The sequence below is a fragment of the Flavobacterium sp. 22659 genome (genome assembly GCF_052044235.1).
Taxonomy (GTDB): Bacteria; Bacteroidota; Bacteroidia; order Flavobacteriales; family Flavobacteriaceae; genus Flavobacterium; species Flavobacterium johnsoniae.
Map to the genome: position 1 here is coordinate 337,200 of NZ_JBQEMU010000003.1, position 25,038 is coordinate 362,237.

Annotated in this window: 23 protein-coding genes; 8 read left to right on the forward strand and 15 right to left on the reverse strand. The window is 33.2% G+C overall.

Annotated elements, in window-relative coordinates:
• Positions 1-127: 127 nt before the first annotated feature.
• The 4 genes from ACTJIW_RS05250 to ACTJIW_RS05265 all read right to left on the reverse strand — a co-directional run bounded on the left by ACTJIW_RS05250 (position 128) and on the right by ACTJIW_RS05265 (position 4,089).
• The gene (locus ACTJIW_RS05250; RefSeq protein WP_274252219.1) at positions 128-2,272 is read right to left on the reverse strand and encodes a polyribonucleotide nucleotidyltransferase; all 2,145 of its coding nucleotides are present in this window, start codon (positions 2,270-2,272) and stop codon (positions 128-130) included.
• Positions 2,273-2,451: 179 nt separating this feature from the next.
• Positions 2,452-2,718 (reverse strand): 30S ribosomal protein S15, encoded by a 267-nt coding sequence (gene rpsO, locus ACTJIW_RS05255; protein WP_012023524.1) that lies wholly within the window; start codon positions 2,716-2,718, stop codon positions 2,452-2,454.
• 185 nt (positions 2,719-2,903) lie between these two features.
• Positions 2,904-3,599 (reverse strand): hypothetical protein, encoded by a 696-nt coding sequence (locus ACTJIW_RS05260; RefSeq protein WP_073408026.1) that lies wholly within the window; start codon positions 3,597-3,599, stop codon positions 2,904-2,906.
• Positions 3,600-3,633: 34 nt separating this feature from the next.
• A complete protein-coding gene (locus ACTJIW_RS05265; protein WP_440714577.1) occupies positions 3,634-4,089 on the reverse strand; it encodes a GAF domain-containing protein in 456 nt (151 codons plus the stop codon).
• A gap of 71 nt (positions 4,090-4,160) precedes the next feature.
• Between ACTJIW_RS05265 and xrtF the strand changes: the two genes are divergently transcribed.
• From xrtF to ACTJIW_RS05295, 6 genes are all read left to right on the forward strand, one after another.
• Positions 4,161-4,697: an exosortase family protein XrtF gene (xrtF, locus tag ACTJIW_RS05270; protein ID WP_121362477.1), complete on the forward strand. Its 537-nt coding sequence runs from the start codon at positions 4,161-4,163 to the stop codon at positions 4,695-4,697.
• Positions 4,687-5,133: an exosortase F system-associated membrane protein gene (locus tag ACTJIW_RS05275; RefSeq protein WP_012023528.1), complete on the forward strand. Its 447-nt coding sequence runs from the start codon at positions 4,687-4,689 to the stop codon at positions 5,131-5,133. The genes xrtF and ACTJIW_RS05275 overlap by 11 nt, the downstream gene beginning before the upstream one ends.
• A gap of 46 nt (positions 5,134-5,179) precedes the next feature.
• Entirely contained in the window at positions 5,180-5,578 is a 399-nt protein-coding gene (locus tag ACTJIW_RS05280) for an HYC_CC_PP family protein (protein ID WP_121362476.1), read from the forward strand.
• A gap of 111 nt (positions 5,579-5,689) precedes the next feature.
• Positions 5,690-7,696: a TonB-dependent receptor plug domain-containing protein gene (locus ACTJIW_RS05285; RefSeq protein ID WP_121362475.1), complete on the forward strand. Its 2,007-nt coding sequence runs from the start codon at positions 5,690-5,692 to the stop codon at positions 7,694-7,696.
• A gap of 82 nt (positions 7,697-7,778) precedes the next feature.
• Positions 7,779-8,123, forward strand: a complete 345-nt coding sequence (locus ACTJIW_RS05290; RefSeq protein ID WP_012023531.1) for a heavy-metal-associated domain-containing protein — start codon at positions 7,779-7,781, stop codon at positions 8,121-8,123.
• 128 nt (positions 8,124-8,251) lie between these two features.
• Positions 8,252-8,932, forward strand: coding sequence for a DedA family protein (locus ACTJIW_RS05295; protein WP_012023532.1), 681 nt, complete (start codon positions 8,252-8,254; stop codon positions 8,930-8,932).
• A gap of 249 nt (positions 8,933-9,181) precedes the next feature.
• Here the strand turns inward: ACTJIW_RS05295 and rodA are convergent, their stop codons facing one another.
• The 6 genes from rodA to purH all read right to left on the reverse strand — a co-directional run bounded on the left by rodA (position 9,182) and on the right by purH (position 16,456).
• Positions 9,182-10,417, reverse strand: a complete 1,236-nt coding sequence (gene rodA, locus ACTJIW_RS05300; protein ID WP_121362474.1) for a rod shape-determining protein RodA — start codon at positions 10,415-10,417, stop codon at positions 9,182-9,184.
• Between the two features lie 15 nt (positions 10,418-10,432).
• Complete coding sequence (mrdA, locus tag ACTJIW_RS05305; protein ID WP_012023534.1) at positions 10,433-12,406, reverse strand: penicillin-binding protein 2; 1,974 nt, start codon at positions 12,404-12,406, stop codon at positions 10,433-10,435.
• Positions 12,403-12,909 carry a hypothetical protein gene (locus tag ACTJIW_RS05310; RefSeq protein WP_012023535.1) on the reverse strand — a complete coding sequence of 169 codons (507 nt, stop codon included), beginning with the start codon at positions 12,907-12,909 and terminating at the stop codon, positions 12,403-12,405. The genes mrdA and ACTJIW_RS05310 overlap by 4 nt, the downstream gene beginning before the upstream one ends.
• Positions 12,902-13,732, reverse strand: coding sequence for a rod shape-determining protein MreC (gene mreC / locus ACTJIW_RS05315; protein WP_012023536.1), 831 nt, complete (start codon positions 13,730-13,732; stop codon positions 12,902-12,904). Before mreC ends, ACTJIW_RS05310 begins: the two co-directional genes overlap by 8 nt.
• A 111-nt stretch (positions 13,733-13,843) precedes the next feature.
• The gene (locus ACTJIW_RS05320) at positions 13,844-14,872 is read right to left on the reverse strand and encodes a rod shape-determining protein (protein ID WP_008466528.1); all 1,029 of its coding nucleotides are present in this window, start codon (positions 14,870-14,872) and stop codon (positions 13,844-13,846) included.
• 57 nt (positions 14,873-14,929) lie between these two features.
• Positions 14,930-16,456 (reverse strand): bifunctional phosphoribosylaminoimidazolecarboxamide formyltransferase/IMP cyclohydrolase, encoded by a 1,527-nt coding sequence (purH, locus tag ACTJIW_RS05325; protein WP_121362472.1) that lies wholly within the window; start codon positions 16,454-16,456, stop codon positions 14,930-14,932.
• A gap of 164 nt (positions 16,457-16,620) precedes the next feature.
• Between purH and ACTJIW_RS05330 the strand changes: the two genes are divergently transcribed.
• Positions 16,621-17,868: an ABC transporter permease gene (locus ACTJIW_RS05330; RefSeq protein ID WP_121362471.1), complete on the forward strand. Its 1,248-nt coding sequence runs from the start codon at positions 16,621-16,623 to the stop codon at positions 17,866-17,868.
• 165 nt (positions 17,869-18,033) lie between these two features.
• Here ACTJIW_RS05330 and ACTJIW_RS05335 read toward each other — a convergent pair whose 3' ends face one another.
• The 4 genes from ACTJIW_RS05335 to tamL all read right to left on the reverse strand — a co-directional run bounded on the left by ACTJIW_RS05335 (position 18,034) and on the right by tamL (position 23,548).
• Entirely contained in the window at positions 18,034-18,576 is a 543-nt protein-coding gene (locus ACTJIW_RS05335; protein WP_121362470.1) for an SMI1/KNR4 family protein, read from the reverse strand.
• A gap of 322 nt (positions 18,577-18,898) precedes the next feature.
• Positions 18,899-19,753 (reverse strand): acetyl-CoA carboxylase, carboxyltransferase subunit beta, encoded by an 855-nt coding sequence (accD, locus tag ACTJIW_RS05340; RefSeq protein WP_026728501.1) that lies wholly within the window; start codon positions 19,751-19,753, stop codon positions 18,899-18,901.
• Between the two features lie 111 nt (positions 19,754-19,864).
• Positions 19,865-20,932: a class II fructose-bisphosphate aldolase gene (gene fbaA, locus ACTJIW_RS05345; RefSeq protein ID WP_012023542.1), complete on the reverse strand. Its 1,068-nt coding sequence runs from the start codon at positions 20,930-20,932 to the stop codon at positions 19,865-19,867.
• A 60-nt stretch (positions 20,933-20,992) separates the two neighbouring features.
• Positions 20,993-23,548: a translocation and assembly module lipoprotein TamL gene (tamL, locus tag ACTJIW_RS05350; protein ID WP_121362469.1), complete on the reverse strand. Its 2,556-nt coding sequence runs from the start codon at positions 23,546-23,548 to the stop codon at positions 20,993-20,995.
• A gap of 37 nt (positions 23,549-23,585) precedes the next feature.
• Between tamL and ACTJIW_RS05355 the strand changes: the two genes are divergently transcribed.
• The gene (locus ACTJIW_RS05355) at positions 23,586-24,314 is read left to right on the forward strand and encodes a TrmH family RNA methyltransferase (protein WP_012023544.1); all 729 of its coding nucleotides are present in this window, start codon (positions 23,586-23,588) and stop codon (positions 24,312-24,314) included.
• 9 nt (positions 24,315-24,323) lie between these two features.
• Here the strand turns inward: ACTJIW_RS05355 and ACTJIW_RS05360 are convergent, their stop codons facing one another.
• The gene (locus tag ACTJIW_RS05360) at positions 24,324-25,037 is read right to left on the reverse strand and encodes a porin family protein (protein WP_012023545.1); all 714 of its coding nucleotides are present in this window, start codon (positions 25,035-25,037) and stop codon (positions 24,324-24,326) included.
• Position 25,038 lies beyond the last annotated feature (1 nt).

Below are 25,038 nucleotides of genomic sequence, written 5' to 3' on the forward strand. Positions count from 1 at the left end.
TTACATTTTCTTTATCAAAGAATGTGTAATATTAAGATTACGCTATGATTTGGAAAACGAAAAACCCCAACTCAAATGCATGAGCTGGGGTTTTCTATGAATAAACCTTTAGTAAACTAAGATCTGATTACTCTTTTTTATCCTCACGCGGAGGTCTTGGAACAAGTGCTTTTTTAGACACTTTTTCTTTTTTAGTTTTAGGGTCAACTCCTAAGTATTTTACTTCGAAAATATCTCCCATTTTAACTACATCAGCAACGTTCTCAGTACGTTCCCAAGCTAATTCAGACACGTGAAGCAATACCTCGTTTCCTGGTGCAGCAGTATATTCTACAACAGCTCCAAAATCAAGCATCTTAATTACTTTTACTTCGTAAGCTTCTCCAACCTGCGGTTTGAAAGTTAATGCATCAATTTTAGCTAATACAGTTTTGATACCTTCTGGATCAGTTCCTAAGATTTCAACCACACCTTGCTCATCAACTTCGTTAATTACGATAGTAGTTCCTGTAGCTTTTTGTAATTCCTGAATTACTTTTCCACCAGGTCCAATTAATGCTCCAATGAAGTTTCCAGGAATAGTTCTGGTAATAATTTTTGGTGCATGAGCTTTAACATCTGCTCTTGGCGCTGCGATAGTTTCAGTTAATTTACCTAAAATGTGTAAACGTCCATCACGAGCCTGAGCTAAAGCTTGTTCCATGATGTCATAACGTAAACCATCAATTTTGATGTCCATTTGACAAGCTGTGATACCGTCAGCAGTTCCTGTTACTTTAAAGTCCATATCTCCTAAGTGATCTTCGTCTCCTAAGATATCAGACAATACAGCAAATTTCTCACCGTCAGTAATTAATCCCATAGCAATACCAGAAACCGGTTTTACCATTTGAACTCCAGCATCCATCAAAGCCATTGTTCCAGCACAAACTGTTGCCATAGAAGAAGAACCGTTAGATTCTAAAACCTCAGAAACAACACGAATTGTATAAGGACAATCTGCAGGAATCATATTTTTTAAAGCTCTTTGAGCTAAGTTACCGTGACCAACTTCTCTTCTTGAAGTTCCTCTTAATGGTTTTGCTTCACCAGTAGAGAAAGGAGGGAAGTTATAGTGTAAGTAGAATTTTTCTTCACCTTGTTCAGATGGAGAGTCGATTTGGTTAGCTTCTCTAGAAGTTCCTAAAGTTACTGTAGCCAAAGCCTGAGTTTCTCCACGTGTAAATAAAGAAGAACCGTGTACAGATGGTAAGTAATCAGTTTCACACCAGATTGGTCTGATTTCTGTAGTTTTTCTACCATCTAAACGAATTCCTTTTTCAAGAATTACGTTACGAACTGCTTCCTTGTTTGTTTTGTAGAAATATTTTCCAACTAAACCTGCAAGATCTGCATTTTCAGCATATTCTTCTTCTGTAAACAAAGCTTTTGCTTCTTCTTTTACAGCTGCAAATTTTTCACCTCTTTCTGCTTTTCCAGAAGCTTCTTGTGCAATTGCATAACATTTATCGTAAGCAGCAGCTTTTACTTTAGCATAAACAGCTTCGTCTTCAACTTCACCTTCATAAGTTCTGTATTCTTGAGAGCTAAGTTTTGCTCTTAATTTTTGCTGAGCATGAATTTGAACTTTAATAGCTTCGTGTGCAAATTTGATAGCCTCGATCATTTCAGCTTCTGAGATTTCTTTCATCTCACCTTCAACCATTGCAACAGAATCCAGAGAAGCACCGATCATCATATCGATGTCCGATTTTTCTAATTCAGTTCTGCTTGGGTTGATTACTAATTTTCCGTCGATACGTGCAACACGTACTTCAGAGATTAAGTTGTAAAATGGAATGTCTGAAACTGCTAATGCTGCAGATGCTGCTAAACCGGCTAATGCATCTGGCATAACATTGTCATCATGAGACATTAATTGAATCATAACCTGAGTTTCGGCGTGGTAATCGTCTGGGAAAAGCGGACGTAAAACACGGTCAACTAATCTCATTGTTAATACTTCGCTGTCGCTAGGTCTGGCTTCTCTTTTGAAAAATCCTCCTGGGAAACGTCCTGCAGCAGCAAATTTTTCACGGTAATCTACCGTTAATGGTAAAAAGTCAACACCTGGGTTAGATGTTCTTGCAGAAACTGCAGTTGCTAATAGCATACAGTTTCCTAAACGTACAACAACTGAACCATCGGCTTGTTTTGCTAATTTACCAGTCTCGATTGAGATGCTTCTTCCATCTCCTAAATCGATAATTTCTTGTGAAACTTGTGGAATCATAAATTTTTCCTTTTTGATTATACAATGGGTTTTAGTTGTGTTGTAGTTGTTGTTGTGTGTAGTTGTTGTTATCTAAAACCCAATGAAAAACCAAACTTTTTTTCTTGTAAAGTGCTTGTTATAAACAGCTGTAATGTAAAAACAAAAAGAGGCACTTTCGCACCTCTTTTCTATATTGATTATTTTCTGATATTCAATACTTTGATAATCTCACGATATCTGTTGATATCTTTCTTTTTCAAGTAGTCCAACAAAGCTCTTCTTTTACCTACTAATAGTACAAGAGAACGCTCAGTGTTGTAATCGTGACGATTTTTTTTCAAGTGTTCAGTTAAGTGAGAAATTCTGTAAGTGAACAATGCGATTTGACCTTCAGCTTTACCAGTGTTTTTTGCATCACCGTGTTGTGCGAAGATTTCTTCTTTCTTTTCTTTAGTTAAATACATTCCAATATTGTTTTAATGATTTTTATGTATGTCATACAACTTTTGTAAGACGGGTGCAAAATTAGATTAAAAAAACAGAAAAATCAAAAAAAAATAAAAGAATCTAAAAATAAGACCTAAGAAATTCTTTTTTAATGATTTAGATGTGTCTTTTTCTATAAAAAACAAAGCAGATTTTGATATAATTACTTCAATTTTTGGGCTTTTTTCCCGTTTTGTTTCTCGTTTAAAGACGAATAAGTCAATTGTATGTTGTTTTCATCTGTACTTACGCCAGAGATAAGGATTCCTTTATCGTAATTGTCAACAAATGTGATTTTTCTCAAACTATCGCTTCCTTCCCAAGAACCTTGTTTTAATCCGTCTTTAATAATGCCTTTTTGTGTTATGAATTTATCTGTTTCTTCAAACTCACCGTTTCCATCTGTTACAGTCTGGTTTTTGTTTTCATCCCAGCAATTAAGAATCAAGGTCTGCTGCTTTTTTGTTTTAGAATCCCAAAGGTTCTGTTTTTCGCACTTTTTACTCTGATTTTCATACCATGTAATCTCTTTGCCGTTTTTATGGTCGTCAGTATAATTAATAACAGATTCTTTTGCTCCGTTTTTATAATAACAAATAAACTCGCCGTCTTTCTTCAAAATATCACGATCTAGAGTAGCACCTGTCATTTTTTTTCGACCGTTTTTATAAAAATCTGTTACAACATAGCGTATGCTTTTTTGAGAATAATTTGTAATTACTCTTGTATAACTGTAATTATCGGGTGTGCATTCACGATTTAATGAGTCTAAAAAAATCTTTTTAGACATCATGCTAATTTGTGCAGACAGATTAACTGAAAGTATCAGAAGCAAAAAGATAAAGATGTTTCTTTTCATTCAGTTCTATTTTTTTATCTTAAAAATAGTTCTTCTAGAATAATTTAGCAACTTCTTGATTCACAAATTCTAAAAATCTTTCGTCAGCTTCTGTAAAAGGGTCGATAACATGGCTGTCAATATCAATTTGCCCAATGTTTACTCCATTTACAAATAAAGGAACAACGATTTCAGATTTAACGGTTAAACTGCAGGCAATATAATTGTCTTGAGCTTTTACGTCTGGCACTACAAAATTTGCATTGCTTTCTGCAACCTGACCACAGATTCCTTTTCCGAAAGGAATAACACTATGATCAGTTTCGGCACCCACATAAGGACCTAAATGAAGTGTTTTGTTTTCGTGGTTGGCAAAATAAAATCCTACCCAGTTGTAATATTCTACATTTTCATTTAAAAGCTGGCAGACAGCTAATAGTTTTTCGTCTCTAACTTTATTATTGTCAGATATTATAGCGCTTATTTTTGGTTGTAATTCTTGAAATGTCATGATTTGAAAATTTTATACAAAAGTATTTAAAGCTAAACTCAAAAAATACATAAATTTGAAAAAAAAATCTGTTGAGAAAATATCTAGTTCAATTCAAGCCGTTTTTAATTTTTATAGGTACTTTTTTTGCTGCTTATATAATCCTTACGGTTGTATATAAATTTTATTTAAACAGCCTTAGGCCAGATGAAGTAGATGCGGTAACTAATTGGGTTGGTCATAATGTAGAGCAGCTGCTTTTGATGTTCAATTATGATATTAAAGTTCAGCAGGGTTTTGCTTCTCCATGGTTAGAAGTTTGGTTTAATAATAAATATGGTGTTCGCATAGTTGAAGGCTGTAATGCCGTAAGCGTTATTATTTTATTTATTTCATTTGTACTCGCTTTTTCGGGTAAGTTAAAAGTTACGCTGCTTTATATTTTGTTCGGAATAGTGTTTATATACATTTTAAATGTAGCTCGTATAGCATTGCTAACCGTTTTGTTATTTCATTATCCTGAAAAATCACATCTTTTACACGGGGTTTTATTTCCGCTGATTATTTACGGGTCTGTATTTATTTTATGGGTTTTATGGGTTAATAAATTTTCAAAATATGCTAAATAGAATAGTAGAGCAAAAGAAGAAAATTTTTATCTCCATAATTATTATCTTCTGTTTTGGCTTAATTAGAGCTTTTGAAAAATCATTGTTTTATGATCCCTTTTTGGTGTATTTTGAATCTACTTTCAAAGGTCTGCCATTGCCGGATGTTGATTTGTTTAAGCTCTTTTATAATCTGCTGTTTCGTTTTGCGCTTAACACAATCCTGTCACTTGTTTTAATTTACACACTTTTTAAGGACAAAGGAATTCTAAATTTCAGTGCTTTTTTATACCTCTTTTTTGGATTAATACTTTTTATAATGTTTTTTATAATTCTAAGATATTTTCCTGAAAACAGCTGGCTTCTTTTTTATGTCCGACGTTTTATAATCCAGCCTATATTTGTGCTTTTATTTATTCCTGCATTTTATTATCAATTTCAAAATTTAAAAAAATAACATTTTATTAGATTTTTATTCAAACCATTTTAGGTATTTTTGCCGTATGAGTATAAAGAAATGTACAGTCCTGTTTTTAGCTTTCCTCCTGTTGGTTTCCAACACAGGATTTGCTTTTGATGTACATTATTGCGGCGGAAAAATAGCCTCGGTTTCTTTAAATACTTCTGTCTCGGCGTCTCCTGAAAAAAAATGCTGCGGCGATAAAGAAGGAAAATCCTCTTGTTGTAAAGACAAAGTTGTTCATCTTGAAAAAAAATCAGATGATGCAACTTTTAAGATTTTCTTTTTTCAATTAGCCTTTCCTGCTGTAATTCAGGAATACAAGCCAATTGCGTTTTTGTCTGTTCCAAATTTCAAAAACAATCAAATCATTTCGTATTATTCTGATGCGAATGCACCCCCGCTCTTCAAGTTATACAATCAATACATTTTTTATTCCTGATTTTAATATTTAGAATCAAGCTGTCTTTGCATGGCTTGCAATTTATTGTTTAAAGTTTCTAAGTTTCGAAACTTTAAATGTCATTTCTAAATACTATTAAAATCTTTTTTTATGCAAAAAAATATCATGCTTTTTGTGGTGTTTTTGCTTTCGATTTCTGTGTTTTCTCAGGAAGATTTAGAGGAAGTAAAAATCACAAAAAAGCAAAAAGGAATTAAAAAATCTTATACGCTTACTTCAAATACATCTCTAATTACCAGTAAAGAACTTTTAAAAGCCGCTTGTTGTAATCTGGCAGAAAGCTTCGAAACAAATCCATCAATTGATGTTAATTTTTCTGATGCTTTAACAGGAACAAAGCAAATTAAAATGCTTGGGCTGACAAGTCCGTATTTAATGATTACCGAGGAAAATATTCCTTCGGTTCGCGGCGCATCTCAGGCTTATGGTTTGTCTTTTACGCCTGGAACCTGGATCGAAAGTGTACAGATTACAAAAGGTGCCGGAAGTGTTATTAATGGCTACGAAAGTATTTCGGGACAAATAAATACCGAGCTTTTAAAACCATTAAGTGATATTCCATTTTTTCTAAATGCCTATGGTTCTACCGATTCCAGATTTGAGCTGAATACCCATTTCAATAAAAAACTGTCTGATAAATGGGCAACAAGTTTGTTTGTACATGGAAATGCGCGTGTGGCAAAAAATGACATGAACCATGATGGATTTTTGGATAATCCGCTGGGAAAACAAATAAACGTTTTAAACCGTTATCAATATTATGATCCGGAAAGCGGTTTGGTAAGTTTTATCAATTTCAGATATATGAATGATAAAAAACAAACCGGAGAAGTTGATTTTGATAAAGACCGTGACCGTGGTACAACAAATCATTGGGGATCTGAAATTAATACAGAGCGTTTTGATGTTTCAACAAAAATTGGTTACGTTTTTAAAGATATGCCTTATCAAAGTATTGGCTTTCAAAACGCTTTTAACAGTCATAAACAAGATTCGTATTTTGGTTTGAATTTATATGATATTAAACAGAATAGTTTTTATTCTAATTTAATTTTCAATTCTATTATCAATAATACAATGCATAAGTTCACAACGGGTTTGAACTTTTCATACGATCAATATCAGGAATTTGTGAATGCTGATGATTACAGCCGAATCGATAATTCGGTTGGTGCGTTTTTTGAATATACTTATGACAATACAGATAATTTCAGTATTATTTTAGGCGGAAGAGTCGATAACCATAACCGATTAGGCTTTTTTGCGACACCGCGTTTACATGTGCGGTACAATCCATGGAAAAATGGAGTACTTCGTTTTTCTGCCGGAAGAGGAAAACGTTCGGCTAATATTTTTGCAGAAAACCAACAGCTTTTTGCAAGTTCTAGAACGTTCTCAATTTTGGATAAGAATGGAAAAATCTACGGCTTAAATCCTGAAATTGCATGGAATTACGGAATCAGTTTTTCGCAGAAATTTAAAATTTTCAATAAAAATGCCGAAGCAGGATTTGATCTATACAGAACCGATTTTCAAAATCAGGCGATTGTTGATATAATGCAGAGTCCGCAGGATGTTTTGTTTTATAATTTAAAAGGAAGTTCTTTCGCAAACAGTCTTCAGTTTGAGTTTAATTATGAACTTATTCATAATTTAAATTTAAGAACAGCTTATAAATATTACGACATCCAGACTGATTATTTAAGAGGAACTTTTCAGCGTCCGCTTCAGGCAAAACATCGTTTTCTTGGAAATTTAGAATATGAAACGACTTTAAAAAACGATAAACAATGGAAGTTTGATTATACTTTTAACTGGTCGGGAAAACAGCAATTGCCTTATACAGCTTCGAATCCGGCAGAAGATCAGTTTCCTGATTTTTCACCTTCTTATGCTGTTATGAATGCACAGGTAACAAGAGTTTTTTCACCTGTTTTTGAAGTATATGCAGGCGGAGAAAACATTGGAAATTATAAACAGCAAAAAGCAATACTTGGGGCAAATGATCCTTTTGGGCCAAATTTTGATGCCTCTGTAGCATATGCGCCAATTTTTGGGCAGATGTATTATGCAGGATTACGATTTAAGATAAAATAACGGATCAATATCAATAACAATATCAATAACAATATCAATAACAATATCAATAATAAATTTATAACACTAAATATATAGACAAATGAAAAATTTGATTTTAATCGCGATGATTACTTTTTTAGGATTTTCGGCTCAGGCTCAAACCAAAAAGAATAAAAATTTAAAATATACTACTGAAGTAAACGGTAACTGTGAACAATGTAAAAAGCGTATAGAGAAAGCTGCATATGGTGTTCCGGGTGTAAAAACAGCATCTTGGGATATCAGCTCGCATCAATTGGCTGTAATTTTAAATGAAGAGAAATCTTCGCCAAAAGATTTAAATCTGGCAATTGCAAAGGCAGGGCATGATACTAAAGATGCTAAAGCAACAGATGCCGATTATGAAAATTTGCATTCTTGCTGTAAGTACGAAAGAGAAAAATAATTTTTTAAGCCCGAGTTACGAACTCGGGCTTTTTTAATAGTTAATTTATCTTTAAAATATGGCTTTTAATTGTGGTTAAAGCAAATTATTGTTAATTTCACGAACTTATAAATAAACCAAATACATTTATGACTAAGTTTGATTGGACCCAGTTAATAAACCCTGAATTTTACATAACTTTAAGTATCGGAGGTTTTGAAATTGGGCTGTTTATTGTTCTGTTTATTGTTTTTGCAGAAACAGGACTTTTTGCAGGTTTTTTTCTACCAGGAGATAGTTTGCTTTTCTTAGCTGGTATTTACAGCCGCGATTTAATTCAAAATGTAGTTTATATCCCAGGTGATTTTATAAATGTGTTTTTGCTTTCGACTGCTGTTGCTATTATGGGAGTTTTAGGAAATATGACAGGCTACTGGTTTGGAGCAAAAAGCGGTTATTACTTATTTAAAAAAGAAGACACATTTTGGTTTAAGAAAAAATATCTTTTACAGTCAAAAGATTTCTTTGAAAAATATGGCGGAAAAGCAATTATATACGCGCGTTTCCTTCCAATCTTTAGAACTTTCGCTCCAATTATTGCAGGGATTGTTTCAATGGACAAAAAGAAATTTATGTTTTTCAATATCCTGAGTTCTTTCTTGTGGTCATTTATCTTAATTTTTGCCGGACATTATTTATACGGAGTGTTCTTAAAACAAGGAATTGATCTAAAACACCACATAGAATATATCATTATTATAATTGTTATTATATCAACTTTCCCGGTTCTTTTAAAACTTTTAAAGAAGAAACCAGTTGAAAAAATATAATTTACTATAAAAAGCTAAAAAGTCCGAAGTTCTAAACTTCGGACTTTTTTTATGTCTATTGTCTAAGGTTTGAATTTTGGTTTAATAGATGTCTCGGCGGTTTCAACTGCTGGCAATATTTATGAAATACATTGAGTTTGAAATGCAGAATAATAAAAAAAGAGAAAAGCTTCAACTCAGTTTTTTAAAAATCTGAATCAAAGCTTTTTTAAATTATTTATATAGTTGGAATTCGGAATTTAAAGTCCCTTACCATTCATTTACTTTATTCGCATCCATTTTTAAGAAGATAAACAGCAAAATAGTGAATCCCCAAAGTCCGGAACCTCCATAAGAAAAGAAGGGCAGAGGCACTCCAATTGTTGGGAAAATTCCAATTACCATGGCAATATTTACAAAGAAGTGTATAAATAAAATTCCGGCAACACAGTAACCGTAAACCCGGCTGAATTTGGTTTTTTGCCTTTCAGCTAAATAAATTACTCTTAAAAATAAACCTGTAAAAAGTAAAATAACAACTAATGAACCGGCAAATCCCCACTCTTCTCCAACAGTTGTAAAGATATAGTCGGTATGTTGTTCAGGAACGAAACCTCCTTTGGTTTGTGTTCCTTCTAAAAATCCTTTCCCAATCCATCCTCCAGATCCAATAGCAATTTCAGATTGATTCGTATTGTATCCAATACCTTTCATATCAACCGTTTTTCCAAGAAGGATATTAAAACGGTCTCTGTGGTGTTGTTTAAAAACGTTGTCAAAAACATAATCTACAGAAAGAACAAATCCCGAAATAAGTGCTAGTAAAATGGCACTTAAAAGAATATTTCTGTCAACAGCCCTGCCTTTAAAATGTATAATAATTAATACGCCAAGTGCTATTAAGATTACTACATAAGGTTCTAATATCAGGGTTAATACAAATAATAAAATAGTAATAAAACCAGTCCACACATACCATGATGGCAGTCCTTCTCTAAATAAAACCAAAATGAAAACACTGTAAATTAAAGCACTTCCAGGATCGGGCTGAGGTAAAATAAGCATCACAGGCAGAAAGACAATTGCTAGTGCTTGTATTTGCCTGTTGGTTTCTTTTAGGTTAATTTGTGTATCACTTAAATATTTGGCTAACGCCAATGAAGTAGCAGCTTTTGCAAACTCAGAAGGCTGAAGTGTAAAACTTCCAATTGCGTACCAGCATCGCTGACCTGCAATTGTTTTACCAAATAAAAACAAACCGGCCAAAGATAAAAGAGCAACACCAAAAATTATACTGGCATATTTTTCATAAAATTTTCCATCAACAAAAAGCACAACAAAAATTAATGGAATTGTACATCCAATAAAAATTAATTGTTTTTGATAGGTTCCATCAGTTGATAATAATGATGATGAGTAAATATTCAGCCACCCTAATACTACCAGCGCAATGTAGATAAAGACACTTATCCAGTCAATATTATTTTTTACACTTTGATTTTTCATTTGAAATAATCTTTGTTAGTTTTTCTTAGTGGTGTCTACCGCTGTTTTTTTTACTTCAGTTGCTGGTGCCGTTGTAACGGGTGCTTTTGGTTTTATGATTTTTGCCTGTAAAACAGAATCTTTTGGTACAGACTCAATTTTAAGAGCTTCGCTTATTCCGCCTAACTTAGCATATTCAGAAACTAAACTTTTATTTAATACTCTTACTTCAAGATCTGTTCTGGTAATTTTGTGTCGCAAGTATTTTTCGATCATTAAACTGGCTATCGGACCTGCAACTGTTGCTCCAAAACCTCCATTTTCAATCATAACCGCAATAGCAATTTTTGGATTGTCTTTTGGTGCGAACGCAACAAATATAGAGTGGTCTTTAAGTTTTTCTCTTTTACCATTTATTTTAGCATAATTTTCGGCAGTTCCTGTTTTTCCGCAAATATCAATTCCCTCTACTCTAAGAGCGTAAGCAGTACCTTTGTTATAAACATCAAATAAACCGCTGATAACCGGAGGAAAATACTTTTGATCAATTGTAGTCACGTGTTTTGTAGTGAACTTTTCATCAATTTTTTCGCCCTCAATTTTCTTAATGATGTGAGGTGTATAATAATAACCCTGATTAGCTACTGTTGCCATCATGTTGGCTAATTGAATAGGGGTCATTAAAACCTCTCCCTGACCAATTGCATTCGATACAATGGTTGAACTTCTCCATCCTCCGTTAGGATAGATTTTTTTGTATGTTTTTGATGTTGGAATATTTCCTCTTCTACCGATTGGTAAATCATATCCCATAAATTGACCTAAACCGAAACTTTTTACGTGGCTGCTCCAAACATCAACAGCTTGTCCCGGATCTTTATACTTATTGATAGTCAGCATGTATGCCTGACCAAAATAAGTGTTACAAGAATTGTAAATTCCGTTATGCAATTGATGAGGTCCAAAACCGTGGCATTTCATGAAACGACCGCCTCCATAACTAAATCCGTGGTGACACATAAAAGTAGTCTGTTCATTAATAACACCTTCTTGAAGAGCAACAAGACCAGTCAAAATTTTAAATGGAGAACCTGGAGGATACTCGGCTAAAAGTCCTCTGTCGTATAAAGGTTTTGCAATCGAATCGTGATATAAAAGCGTATAGTTTTTAGATTTTTGTCTTCCAACCAAAATCCCCGGATCATAAGATGGTGCGGTTACTAATGCCAGAATTTCACCCGTTTTAGGTTCGATAGCAACAATTCCGCCTCGTTTATTAATCATTAACTCCTCACCGTATTTTTGAAGTTCGGCATCAATGGTTAGGTTGATATCTTCTCCGGCAACGGCGATCGTATCGTATTTTCCTTCTTTATATGGGCCGATTTCTCGGTTGTATTTGTCTTTTTGAATGTATTTTACACCTTTTACACCGCGTAAAATTTCTTCATAGCTTTGCTCTACACCTTGCTGTCCAATTAAATCTCCACTGTTATAATATGGATTTTTTTTAATTAAGTTTTCGTTTACCTGAGTAATAAAGCCAAAAATATTAGCGCCATAATCTACCTCGTAATCGCGAAGAGAACGTTTTTGGAAATAGAAACCTTCATACTTTCTGATTTTTTCCTGAAAAGCAGCAAATTCATTTTTGTTTAACTGCGATAAGAAAACAGATGGAAGTCTTGGGCTGTAAACTTTTGCCTTTGCAATTCTTTTGTCATATTCTTCACGAGTGATATTTAACAATGCGCAAAATTCTTCAATGTTTATATCTTTTCCAATTTCTCTTGGAATAACCATGATATCATATGAAGCCTGATTGGCAACTAATAATTTACCATTTCGGTCATAAATATAACCGCGTTCAGGATAGTCATAGACTTTTTTAATTGCATTATTTTCTGATTTCAATTTGAATGAATCGTCAATAATCTGCAGATAAAAGATCCGAATCACTAGCAAAGATGCTGCAATAATAATTAAAGAGGGCAGCAGAACTTTTCTCATCGTTTATTGGGCTTAATAATGTAAATTATTATAATTGAAGTGATTATTGTAAAAATGGTGCTAAACAGAGTTCTTAGTAAAATATCTATTATGAACTTAAACTGAAAAGCTTCCAGCGTAAAAAGTACGATGTGATGCAGCAGGACAGATACTAATATAAATGAGAACCGCTCAGGAGTTAAAGATTCATTTAGTTTGATAGTTTGATATTCATAACTTAATCCAAATGAAAATTTAAAGAAATAAGGTCTGTAATATGCTAATATAACGCAGGCTGTTGCGTGAATTCCACCTGAGTTGCAAAACATATCCATAACTAATCCTAATAGAAAACTCGAAACAATGAGTCCAGCTCGATTACTGTTTACCGGATATAAAATAATATATAAGATATATGGGAAAGGACTTATGTAGCCTAAAAAATTCATGTTGTTAAAAATAACAACCTGAATTGCCAGCAGCATAATGAATCGAAAAATATTTACCAACAAAGCACTACTCATCTTTTTCTTTGCTTTTCTTTTCTAAATTAATAAGTTCTTCTCTGTCCTTACTTTTAATAATATATACGTGTCCTAAGTTGGTCATATCATTAAATAACTTAACGTTTATGACATAGTAACTTGTGTTCTTTTTAATGTAAATTTTGTCTACAGTTCCAATGTTTATTCCTTCAGGGAAAATTACAGATTGTCCTCCGGTAACAATAGTGTCGCCTTTTCTAATTGAAGCTAATCTAGGAACATCTTCTAATTGAACAAATCCTGTGCTTTTTCCATCCCAGGTTAAAGAACCAAAGTGATTTGATTTTTTTATTTTAGCATTAATCTGTGATTTCATATTCAAAATACTTACCACAGTCGAGTAATTTGCCGAAGTATTATCTACAACTCCAATAATACCTAAACTATTTATAACCCCCATATCTTGTTTAACTCCTTCCTTTTTTCCTGAGTTAAGTGTGATAAAGTTTTCGTGTGTATTGTAAGAGTTGTGAATTACTTTTGAAACTATGATATCGGCAGGTTTAACTCCTCTAATGCTGTCTGGAAAAGGTGCCTTTGTAGTGTCTTCTTTATTAAATAAAAGACTTTTTAACCTTGCGTTTTCAAGTACAAGCTCGTCATTTTCAGCTCTTAAATTCAAATATTCGTTTACACGGTTGATTCTCTCATAAACACCTCCGCTTAAAAAATTAGCCGAACTGATTACTCTGCTTCTATGATAGGAATGCGATTGAATTGTAAGAGTCAACGAAATACCTAAAAGCAGCAAAAACAGTAACCGATTACTGTTTCTTATAATGAAATTAAAAATTTGCTGCATTTCTTGTCTGGTTATTTTGTTTCAGGATATGCTTTAAGGTTTCAGAATTATTAGAGTCAAATATTAAAAATTTGACTCTAATAAAAGTATATTGGTTGTTATTTTTTGATCTTATTTGATTAAGATACTTTTAAATTTTGCAATGTTTTTAAGAGCCATTCCTGTACCACGTACAACTGCTCTTAAAGGATCTTCAGCAATGTAAACAGGTAAATCTGTTTTTTGTGAAATACGTTTGTCAAGACCTCTTAACATAGATCCACCACCAGCTAAATAAATACCAGTGTTGTAAATATCTGCAGCTAATTCAGGCGGAGTCTGCGATAATGTTTCCATTACAGCATCTTCGATACGCTGGATAGATTTGTCTAAAGCTTTTGCAATCTCACGGTAAGAAACATCTACTTGTTTTGGTTTACCTGTAAGCAAATCTCTACCTTGAACTGACATATCTTCCGGCGGTCCGTCTAAATCTTCGATAGCCGCTCCAATTTGAATTTTAATTTTTTCAGCAGTACTTTCTCCCACAAAAAGGTTGTGTTGTGTACGCATGTAATAAACGATATCATTTGTGAAAACGTCACCCGCAATTTTTACAGATTTGTCACATACAATTCCGCCTAAAGCGATAACAGCAATTTCTGTTGTACCACCTCCAATATCAACAATCATGTTTCCTTTTGGCTGCATAATGTCGATACCAATACCAATTGCTGCTGCCATTGGCTCGTGAATCAAATAAACTTCTTTTCCGTTTACTCTTTCACAAGATTCTTTAACCGCCCTCATCTCCACCTCAGTAATACCAGAAGGAATACAAACTACCATGCGCAGTGCAGGAGTAAACATTCTTTTTTTCAATGCCGGAATACTTTTAATGAACATATTGATCATTTTTTCCGAAGCATCAAAATCTGCAATTACACCATCTTTCAAAGGCCTTATGGTCTTGATGTTTTCATGCGTTTTACCTTGCATCATGTTGGCTTCCTTACCAACAGCAATGATTTTGCCTGATACTCTATCACGTGCTACGATAGATGGACTATCAATAACAACTTTATCATTATGAATGATTAAAGTGTTTGCGGTTCCAAGGTCTATCGCAATATCCTCGGTCATGAAATCAAAAAATCCCATAAGTTTTTTAGGGGTTTAAAATGTTATAAAATAATTTATCGAACAAAGTTAAACAAATTAATGTTTAAAATGACGTGTTCCTGTAAATACCATTGCAAGATTATTTTCATTGCAATAATTTATGCTTAATTCATCTTTTATCGAACCTCCAGGCTGAATTACAGCAGTTATTCCTGCTTTTTTAGCTAATTCAACACAGTCAGGAAATGGGAAAAAGGCATCACTTGCCATTGAAGCACCATTTAAATCAAATCCAAAAGCTTTTGCTTTGTCAACAGCCTGAATTAAGGCGTCAACTCTTGAAGTCTGACCTGTACCTGATGAAATTAATGTCCCATTTTTTGCAAATACTATGGTATTTGATTTTGTGTTTTTGCAAATTTTCGAAGCAAAGATTAAATCTTCGATCTCCTGAGCAGTAGGTTCTGTAACTGTAACGGTTTTTAAGTGCTCTTTATTATCCGTAATATTATTTCTGTCCTGAATTAACAAACCATTAAGACAAGTTCTTACTTGGCGAGATGGTAATTCAACTTCATTTTGAACTAAAATAATTCTGTTTTTCTTCTCTTGTAAAATTGTAATTGCTTCATCGTCATAAGCTGGAGCGATTACTACTTCGCAGAATAACTTGTTGACTTCCTGAGCTGTTTCTACATCAATTTTAGTGTTTGCAATTAATACACCTCCAAAAGCAGATGTTGGATCACATGCCAAAGCCGCTAAATATGCTTCGCTGATTGTTTTTCTTGAAGCTAAACCACAAGCATTGTTATGTTTTAAGATAGCAAATGTTGGTCCGTCAGTTTTAAACTCAGCAATTAAATTAACTGCAGCATCAACATCTAATAAGTTGTTGTAAGATAACTCTTTTCCGTGAACTTTTTTGAACATAGCGTCAAAATCTCCAAAGAAAAATCCTTTTTGGTGCGGGTTCTCGCCATATCTTAAAACTTGACCATCTGCAATACTTTCTTTGTAGATTGTTTCGTCTGTATTGAAGTAGTTAAAAATTGCTCCATCATAGTGAGATGAAACATGGAAAGCTTTTGAAGCAAATAATCTTCTGTTTTCAAGAGTTGTGCTTCCGTTTTGTTCTGTAATGATGTCTAAAAGTAAGCTGTATTCGTTAACTGAAGCTACTATTACAGTGTCTTTGAAATTTTTTGCACCAGCACGAATTAATGAAATTCCGCCAATATCAATTTTTTCAATAATATCTTGTTCGCTTGCACCAGAAGCAACTGTTTTTTCAAAAGGATACAAATCAACAATTACTAAATCAATTTGAGGAATGTCAAATTCTTTCATTTGCTGCACATCACTTTCATTGTCCTGACGATTTAAAATTCCGCCAAAAATTTTCGGGTGTAAAGTTTTTACTCGTCCGCCAAGAATTTCAGGAAATGAAGTAATATCTTCAACAGGAACTACCGGAATTCCAAGGTTTTTAATAAAATCCTGAGTTCCTCCAGTTGAATAAAGTGTTACGTTTTGTTCGTGTAATTTTCTAACGATTGGCTCTAATCCATCTTTCGAAAAAACAGATATTAACGCTGATTGTATTTTTTTAGTTGTGCTCATTGTGTAGTTATGATTTTCAGACTGCAAAAGTAGTTTTTTTATATATTATTTTAAAAGATTTAGTGTAACAATCTCGTAAAAAAATCTACTGATGAGTAAGTTAACTTTTATTAGGTTTTTGTTTTTAAATTATTGAATTTTACTTTATTGAAAAATACTACTATATGCTTCTTTATCTAAGATTATTAAAAGAAAGTCTAAGCTTTGCCGTAAACGCTTTACGAAATAATAAACTTCGTACTTTGTTGTCGTTATTGGGTGTTACAATTGGTATTTTTTCAATAATTGCCGTCTTGGCTGCAGTTGATTCTTTAGACAAAAAAATCTCTAAAGATTTGAGCAGTTTAGATAAAAATACGATTTATTTAATGAAATTCAGTTTTGGGCCTTCAGAAATTCCACAATGGAAGAGAGAACAGTTTCCAAATGTGAAATATGATGAATATGTTAACTTAAAAAATTCTCTTAATAATACAGATCAGGTTGGGTATCAGCTTTGGGTTAATAAAGAAACTTTAAAATATGATTCTAAAACTGTAGCCGATGTAAGGATTAATCCATCTTCATTTGAAATGGGGGATATTGATGGTTTAAGTTTTGAAAAAGGACGATTTTATAATGAATCTGAATCGAACTCAGGAACTGCTGTAATTGTTTTGGGATACGAAATTGCTCAGGGACTTTTTGGGGATATTGATCCAATTGGTAAAAATATCCGATTGTACGGCCAGCGTTTTACTGTAATTGGTGTAATTGCCAAACAAGGTGCGGGTTTTTTTGGAGACAGTAATGATACATCAGTTTATCTGCCGGCTAATTTTTTACGCCGAATGTATGGCGACAGCGATGCAATGACTCCAATGATTATTTTAAAACCTACTAAAGGTGTTGATATGGAAGCTTATAAAGCTGAAGTTTCCCAAAAATTAAGAGCAATTCGCGGAATGAAAGCAGGAGAAATGGATAACTTTTTCATAAATGTGCTTTCTGGTTTTACTGATTTTATCGACGGAATTTTAGGCCAGATGAATGTAGTAGGGTGGATTATCAGCGGATTTTCTCTTTTGGTCGGCGGTTTCGGAATTGCCAATATTATGTTTGTATCGGTTAAAGAAAGAACCAATTTAATTGGTATTCAAAAATCATTGGGAGCCAAAAACAGATTTATATTATTTCAGTTTTTATTTGAAGCTATAATTCTCTCTGTAATTGGCGGAATTATTGGTTTATTGATGGTTTGGGGAATTGCAGTTATTTTAACCAAAGCACTGGATTTTGAATTTGTATTGAGCTTTGGAAATATAATTTTGGGAACAACTTTAGCGGCGCTTATTGGATTGATTTCGGGTATTCTGCCGGCTATTTCTGCAGCAAATCTTGATCCTGTAGAAGCAATTAGAACAGGGATGTAGTTTTTTTGGAAGATTAAAAGGGGCTTGGATAATAAGGTTCTGAGTTTTTTGTAAATGAAAAATATTTTAAAGTGCCATAAAGTTTTTCCCTGCTTTGTCTTTATTTGAACAGACTTTTCAATTTTTTATGTAGATTTGAAGTTCAGAGATATGAGGCAAGCATATTTATAAAGATTCTTCTCCTTTTGTCTTTACAACCTTTATAATCCAATCTTCAAAGCTCCTCCAAGATTTGAGTTCATTAGAAGTTTCTGCATATTCGTAGATAGGGTATTCATGACAATAGACATCAAAATTATTAGTGTCTTGTTTTGTTGTGCAAAAACCAATCCAATCACCCATCGATAAATGACTGCCAATCATGAAATAATTGTCTTCTGACGCCTCATCTTCTCCTTCGATTTCTTGTTGTACTAGCGCATTGTAATTTTTCAATTGTTCCAGATTATAAAGTTCGAATTTAGCAAAATATTCACCAATAAAGAACTGGCCGGTTCCTATTTCTTGTAAGAAGTAATAATATGAATCTTCTAAATTGTTATTTGTTAAACTTTTTATATCTTGTAGTTCTTCGGTTGAAATATTTTGAATTTTGAAAGTTTTGATATCAGCTTTCTCATTTCTGTAAGATGTATCTTCAATTATTACCTTATTGTTGAGAATCCAGTTTTTTAATTCATTAACTGCATTAAAATATTCAGTTTTCATTTTATATAAATGTTCAGTAATTAATTTAATTATTTATAGTTAAATATTAAACTAACATAGTTAAGGAGCAAAGATAAACAAATATATTTTTATATAAGATTTTTCCTTCTTTTTTATATGAAAATTTTGAAGTTTTCAAAACCATACAGATGTTATTTAAGGTTTTAATCGATAATATGTGTAGTTTTAAATTTGAGGTCTACAAGGTTTTAAAACCTTGCAAGAGAATTAAAATGTACTTATAAGACTTATGGTTTAAAAATAAAAAAATCCCATCAGCCGAAGCGAATGGGATTTTGTATTTAATTTAGAAAGTTTAAAACTATCTAATATCATTATTTTGAATCAAATCGATATATAAGTTGATCTTATCTTTCAATTCTTTTCTTGGCGTGATAAAGTCTAAGAAACCGTGTTCTAAAAGAAACTCAGCAGTTTGGAAACCTTCTGGTAAATCTTTTCCTGTAGTATCGCGAACAACACGCGGACCAGCGAAACCAATCAAAGCGCCCGGCTCAGAGATGTTGATGTCTCCTAACATTGCGTAAGATGCAGTTGTTCCACCCGTTGTAGGGTCTGTACAAAGAGAAATATAAGGTAATTTAGCTTCTGCTAATTGAGCCAGTTTTACAGATGTTTTTGCTAATTGCATTAATGAATAAGCAGCTTCCATCATACGAGCCCCGCCAGATTTTGAAATCATAACAAAAGGAAGTTTGTTTTTGATCGCGTGATCAATACCTCTTGCAATTTTTTCACCTACAACTGCTCCCATAGATCCACCAATAAAAGCAAAATCCATACAGCAAATTACAAGTTCTCTTCCTTTAGATTTTCCTACTCCCGTACGTACAGCGTCTTTAAGATGAGTTTTTTCCATTACATCTTTTAATCTTTCTGCATATTTCTTTGTATCCACAAAATGCAGAGGATCTTTTGATGTCATGTTTTTATCTAACTCAACAAATTCGTTGTTGTCGAATAAAATTTCAAAATAGGTTGCGCTTCCAATTCGAACGTGAAAATCATCTTCAGGGCTTACGAATAAGTTTCTCGCTAATTCGTCTGCGTCAATAATTTTTCCAGTAGGAGATTTGTACCACAATCCTTTCGGAACGTCCATCTTATCTTCTGTCGCGGTCGTAATCCCTTTTTCTTGTCTTTTAAACCAAGCCATTTTTTTAATTTTAGAATGTAGATTTTAAATTTTAGATTTTTCAATCTGAATTCAAAATTTAAATTTCAGGCTTCTTTAGAAATCTGAAATCTAAATTCAAAAATCTAAAATTTAAAGTGTGTTTACGTTATTTAAATCAGCAAAAGCTTGTTCAAGTCTTGCGTTGAATGTTACTTCGCTTTCACGAACCCATCTTCTTGGATCGTAATATTTTTTGTTTGGAGCATCCGGACCTTCTGGGTTTCCAATTTGAGATTTTAAATAGTCAAGATTTTTAACCATATAATCACGGATTCCTTCAGTGTATGCAAACTGTAAATCAGTATCGATGTTCATTTTGATAACTCCGTAGCTGATTCCTTCTCTAATTTCTTCAAGTGTAGAACCTGAACCTCCGTGGAAAACGAAATCAACTGGGTTGTGGCCAGTGTTGAATTTGTTTTGTACGAAATCCTGAGAATTTTTTAAGATTTTTGGAGTTAATTTTACGTTTCCTGGTTTGTAAACACCGTGAACGTTTCCAAAAGCAGCAGCAATTGTAAATTTAGGACTTACTTTAGATAATTCTTCGTAAGCATAAGCTACTTCTTCTGGCTGAGTATATAATTTTGAGCTGTCTACGTCTGAGTTGTCAACGCCATCTTCTTCACCACCTGTAATACCAAGTTCGATTTCTAATGTCATTCCCATTTTGCTCATTCTAGCTAAATATTCTTTGCAGATTTCGATGTTCTCTTCGATTGGCTCCTCAGACAAATCGATCATGTGAGAACTAAATAATGGTTTTCCTGTTTCTGCAAAATGTTTTTCAGAAGCATCTAATAAACCATCAATCCAAGGCAATAATTTTTTTGCGCAGTGGTCAGTGTGTAGAATTACAGTTGCACCGTAAGCCTCTGCTAATGTGTGAATATGTTTTGCTCCCGCGATTCCTCCTGCGATTGCTGCTTTTTCACCTGCATTAGATAATCCTTTTCCAGCGTTGAATTGTGCTCCTCCGTTAGAAAATTGAATAATAACTGGCGCGTTTAGTTTTGCTGCAGTTTCAAGAACTCCGTTAATTGTGCTAGATCCAGTAACGTTTACTGCTGGAAGAGCAAAACCCTTCTCTTTCGCATAATTAAAGATCTCTTGAACTTGATCTCCTGTAGCTACTCCTGGTTTAATGTTGTGTGCCATTGTAATTTTTTTTATAGTTGTTTTTAGTTTTTAGGTTGCAAAAATAAGAATTAATTAGCATTAGAACGGATAATTTATTCCAAAATTTAAAACCGAGTGACCAAAATTGTATTCTTTAAACCATCTGTCTCCCTTGTCATGCGCCGGATTATAGGTCTTAAAGCCTAAATCTAAACGAATAACAAAAAAGCTTAAATCGTATCGTAAACCAAATCCTGAGCCCAAAGCAATTTCATCTAAATCGTTTAAGTTGTTAAATCTTGCCTTGTCATCAATCACATTATCGAGCACATTCCAGATATTTCCGGCGTCTGCAAAGAGTGCTCCTTTAACATCTCCGAAGATTTTAAAGCGATATTCTGCACTAAGGGCAATCTTCATATTTGCCTCGTTAAAATCGTTTAAAGCATTTGTGCTTCCGGGACCAAGTGAGTAAGGCTGCCATGCTCTGTTGTCGTTAGAACCTCCAGAATAATAACTTCGTGAAAACGGAATGTAATTTGAGTTTCCAAACGGAATTGCGATTCCAAAAAAGCTTCTTACTGCTAATACTTTCTCTTTTCCAAAATCCCAGTGTTTAATGTAATCGAACTCTCCTTTAATGTATTCAGCATATTCTAAGTTGAAAATCTCATAATTACCGTTTGCATTTTTGGTTAAATTTCCAATACTTGATACTGCAGACAATAAGGTTCCCGCAGATTCTATTTTGGTTTTAAACTGATAAAAAGTATTGTCTGCTAAATCAGTTTTAGTGGTTTTGGTAAAAGTATAGCTTGTAGATAAAATGAAGTCATTTTCAGTCAATCGAATTCTTCTTTCTTCAATACTTTCTACATCTTTATATTGCGGATTATCAGGTGTTAAAGCTGTTTGATTGGTTAGTACTTGATTCGTGAAATTTGTGGTTCCTTCCGGAATTATCAAGTTTCCGTTATCATCAAGATTTGTTGTTGTAGTATTATAGTTTTGCGCAATACCGTTTAACTCATTGTAAGAAGATTTATAAACATTGAAATAGTTATTCGGATTTAGATTTCGAACATATTGCGCGTTTAATAAATCAAATTTTACGGTATTACGTCTTTTTGGAGTCCAATTATAAGAGATACCTCCGGTAAAATTTTCCTTATCTAAACCAATATTCTGCTGCTTGGAAAAACCAGCTGCGATGGAAGTAGAAGGAATCATTCTCTTCGGAATAATTTTTTCTGTTCCAAAAGGCATCAGGATTCTTGGGAAATTCAGTTTTAAATCCAATCCATATTCCGAAACGTTGAAAAAATTATCATTTGGGTTTGCCATGTCTTTAGATGAACCAATATTGGCACGTGCCGAAATTTCTAATGTTTCTGCCCTGTTAAAGACATTTCGAATTGTTTCTGAAATACTGGCTCCAATACCAAAATCCTGAATGTTAGAGTGCGTAACATCTAATGTAGCACCAAAACTGTATTTTTTTCTTGGCGTTAAATATACCTTTGCAATCAAAGACTGCGCTGTAGAATCTCGTTTATCTACCTCGTATTGTATCGATGGATAATTGAATATTTTAAGGTTATTCAAATATCTGGAAGAAAGCGTGGTTCTGGTATCAGAAAACGTACTTCCTTTCGTGATAAAAATAGCATCTGTAATGGCGCGGGGTTTGTATTTCAGCTTTTTATAACTGTACAAATTAAAGTTATTATAAGTCGTACTGTCATTGATCTTGCTTTTTGAATTAGCAGGAGAATAATCAGTATAGATATTTACATCGCTGATTTTGTATAATTTAAAAGGTTCAGTTCTGCTGGAATCTCTTTCCTGGATGTTATTGTTATTGATGATTAAAGTTACATCGGCTTTGTTTTTTTTGCCAATTGTATCAATGTCAAAAGTTACATAAGTAGGCTGAAAAAAGTAAGCTCCGTGATTTCTGTAATAGGTTGTAATCCTGTTTTTTTCTTCTTCAAAATTAGAAGTTTTATATTGATCACCTGATTTTAAAAACGAAGGTTCTGTGCTCGTTTTGTATAATGAGTCCAGAGCAGGTGTTAATATTTTGGTTTTAATAGTATCAAGCGTATAAGCCGGGCCGGTTGTAATGTTGTAGTTTACCTGAGCTTTCTTTTTGGCAATGCTGTCTATTGTGTAATCAGTAGATACATTAAAATATCCATTATTGAAATAATAGAATTTTAATCGAAGTAATGATTTTCTGGTTTTTGCTGTATCAATAATTACCGGCGGTTCTCCAGTATTTTTTAAGAATTCATGAATTCCTTTATATAAAAACGACTGCCCAAGTCTGTCTACTTGTTTTGCAGATAAAAATTTAGCCTGACGTTCGTATAATCCGGGATTATTTTTAAACTTAGCCTGGTAAGTTGAGTCCGGATTTAAATTGGCTAAATTGTATAAGTTTAATCTAAGTTTGTAACCCAGCAGTGTACCATTTGGTTTTTGGTACATTTGATTTGTTGCATTTTCATCATTTGTAGACTTTCCGTTTACAATAATATTGTTTTTTACAAGAAGATTTTTTCCATCAGGAACTCTTTTTACAGCATTACAGGCGCAAATAAGTATTGCTATTAGAATAAATGCTGTTATTTTTGTGGAATTATTTTTCAAGTGTTTTTTAATATTTAATTCAAAAGTACATTATTTTATGGTTAGTAAAAACCAAATAAAACTTATATCAAGTTTACATCAAAAAAAGCAGCGTTTTGCAAATCAATTATTTTTTGCCGAAGGAGTAAAAGTAATTCAGGAATTGCTGCAATCCAATTTTGAATTAGAACATTTATACACTACGTTAAATGATTTTGAAGAAGTTCAATCTTCAAAACGAACTCTTATTAATGAACAAGAACTAAAAAAAATAAGTGCTTTAACAACTCCAAATTCTTGTCTGGCAGTTTTTAAAATGCCTGTCGAAAATCAAATTATAAATTCTGGTTTAATTCTGGCTTTAGACGACATTCGTGATCCGGGAAATCTGGGCACAATAATGCGTCTCTGCGACTGGTTCGGGATTAAGCAAATTGTTTGTTCTAAAGAAACAGTCGATATTTATAATCCAAAAGTGGTTCAGGCCACAATGGGATCTATTGCCAGAGTAAACGTAAATTATGTTGATCTTAAAGCTTTTTTAAGTCAGACAAAACTTCCTGTTTTTGGAACATTTATGGATGGAGATACAATTTATCAATCTAATTTACCTCAAAATGGAATCATTATTATGGGTAATGAAGCCAATGGTATCTCGGCAGAAATTGAAAAAATAGTAACCACCCGGCTTACAATTCCAAGATTTGGAGAGCTGCAAAAAACCGAAAGTTTAAATGTAGCTACTGCAACAGCAATTATTCTTAGTGAATTTAAACGAAATAGTTAATATTTTGTTTTAATGAAATGTGAAATTTATTAAAATTGCTCTTGATTTCATTGAATCAATGTTATCTGTCCACGGACTTGGACCATTTATAGGTTTATCACGAATTAATTCATCGGTTATACCAAACATTCCTCTTATAGAAGGAGAGAAGATGAAATATTCGGTAAAGAAGTCGACTCCAAAACCTAGTTCATAAGCAGAAGTCCATTGTTTTACTCTAAATTTATTCTCGAAGTTATCGTCTGTAGATTTTGAATTACTTGATAAATTTAAAGTAGTAGACAATCCTCCAACCAAATACGGGCGAATATTTCCAGTTCTAAGAGCTGAAAATTTAAGCAGTAACGGAAAGTGTATATAAGTACTGTTTACTTCGCGTAAATAATCTTTTTCTTGAGCAAAATTAGGATAATACAAATCACGTTTTGTGTAGTACAAACCTGGTTCAAAACGCAGGTTTATATATTCCTGCAGTCTTAAATCGGCTACAACACCAACATTAAATCCAGTTGTTTTTTTTACCTGAATATCCTGCTGAACCGGAGTTTTGTAATCGAATTTAAAGTCGAAACTGTTAAAACCTAAATAGTAGCCAAAATAAAGGCGTTGTTTCTGCCAGTTTTCCAGGTTAATAATAGGATCTTTGCTAAACATGCTTTTAGCAAATTGAGAATATCCTTTTGTCGTTAAGACCAATAAAATGACGATTACAATTTTTCTCATA

Bases quoted from the DNA above. Each gene is read 5' to 3' on its own strand.
- ACTJIW_RS05250 (WP_274252219.1), bottom strand. From the start codon at position 2,272: ATGATTCCACAAGTTTCACAAGAAATTATCGATTTAGGAGATGGAAGA.
- rpsO (WP_012023524.1), bottom strand. From the start codon at position 2,718: ATGTATTTAACTAAAGAAAAGAAAGAAGAAATCTTCGCACAACACGGT.
- ACTJIW_RS05260 (WP_073408026.1), bottom strand. From the start codon at position 3,599: ATGAAAAGAAACATCTTTATCTTTTTGCTTCTGATACTTTCAGTTAAT.
- ACTJIW_RS05265 (WP_440714577.1), bottom strand. From the start codon at position 4,089: ATGACATTTCAAGAATTACAACCAAAAATAAGCGCTATAATATCTGAC.
- ACTJIW_RS05275 (WP_012023528.1), top strand. From the start codon at position 4,687: ATGCTAAATAGAATAGTAGAGCAAAAGAAGAAAATTTTTATCTCCATA.
- ACTJIW_RS05280 (WP_121362476.1), top strand. From the start codon at position 5,180: ATGAGTATAAAGAAATGTACAGTCCTGTTTTTAGCTTTCCTCCTGTTG.
- ACTJIW_RS05285 (WP_121362475.1), top strand. From the start codon at position 5,690: ATGCAAAAAAATATCATGCTTTTTGTGGTGTTTTTGCTTTCGATTTCT.
- ACTJIW_RS05290 (WP_012023531.1), top strand. From the start codon at position 7,779: ATGAAAAATTTGATTTTAATCGCGATGATTACTTTTTTAGGATTTTCG.
- ACTJIW_RS05295 (WP_012023532.1), top strand. From the start codon at position 8,252: ATGACTAAGTTTGATTGGACCCAGTTAATAAACCCTGAATTTTACATA.
- rodA (WP_121362474.1), bottom strand. From the start codon at position 10,417: ATGAAAAATCAAAGTGTAAAAAATAATATTGACTGGATAAGTGTCTTT.
- mrdA (WP_012023534.1), bottom strand. From the start codon at position 12,406: ATGAGAAAAGTTCTGCTGCCCTCTTTAATTATTATTGCAGCATCTTTG.
- ACTJIW_RS05310 (WP_012023535.1), bottom strand. From the start codon at position 12,909: ATGAGTAGTGCTTTGTTGGTAAATATTTTTCGATTCATTATGCTGCTG.
- mreC (WP_012023536.1), bottom strand. From the start codon at position 13,732: ATGCAGCAAATTTTTAATTTCATTATAAGAAACAGTAATCGGTTACTG.
- ACTJIW_RS05320 (WP_008466528.1), bottom strand. From the start codon at position 14,872: ATGGGATTTTTTGATTTCATGACCGAGGATATTGCGATAGACCTTGGA.
- purH (WP_121362472.1), bottom strand. From the start codon at position 16,456: ATGAGCACAACTAAAAAAATACAATCAGCGTTAATATCTGTTTTTTCG.
- ACTJIW_RS05330 (WP_121362471.1), top strand. From the start codon at position 16,621: ATGCTTCTTTATCTAAGATTATTAAAAGAAAGTCTAAGCTTTGCCGTA.
- ACTJIW_RS05335 (WP_121362470.1), bottom strand. From the start codon at position 18,576: ATGAAAACTGAATATTTTAATGCAGTTAATGAATTAAAAAACTGGATT.
- accD (WP_026728501.1), bottom strand. From the start codon at position 19,753: ATGGCTTGGTTTAAAAGACAAGAAAAAGGGATTACGACCGCGACAGAA.
- fbaA (WP_012023542.1), bottom strand. From the start codon at position 20,932: ATGGCACACAACATTAAACCAGGAGTAGCTACAGGAGATCAAGTTCAA.
- ACTJIW_RS05355 (WP_012023544.1), top strand. From the start codon at position 23,586: ATGGTTAGTAAAAACCAAATAAAACTTATATCAAGTTTACATCAAAAA.
- ACTJIW_RS05360 (WP_012023545.1), bottom strand. From the start codon at position 25,037: ATGAGAAAAATTGTAATCGTCATTTTATTGGTCTTAACGACAAAAGGA.